Origin of the sequence: Streptococcus sp. CCH8-H5, assembly GCF_001556505.1 — a bacterium.
GTDB lineage: Bacteria > Bacillota > Bacilli > Lactobacillales > Streptococcaceae > Streptococcus.
On the sequence record NZ_LSIZ01000041.1, the window covers coordinates 1 to 294 of the forward strand.

Genomic DNA, 294 nt, shown 5'->3' on the forward strand with positions numbered 1-294 from the left:
CACAAACAGGTACACCAAGCTTCACACCTGGTAACCCTGCAATCCCAATGGATGATGATGTACCAGCAACCTTTGAAGATGGCTCAACTACGAAGACCATTCCAGGAGAAGGAACTTACACAGTTGCACCAGATGGAACAGTAACCTTCGTACCAGAAAAATCATTTACTGGAGCAGGAACAGGCGTAACTGTGAAACGTGTGGATAAGAATGGAACTGAAATCACAGCTAAGTACACCCCAACTGTGACTCCTGTAACACCGACAGCGACACCAGTTGAAACAACAGGTAAAC

The 294-nt window shown here is 45.9% G+C and carries 1 protein-coding gene; it reads left to right on the top strand.

All coding sequences use genetic code 11. The features are described from left to right. Positions 1-294: hypothetical protein (locus AX663_RS03465; RefSeq protein WP_156430752.1), on the top strand; the 294-nt coding region annotated here is incomplete at both ends.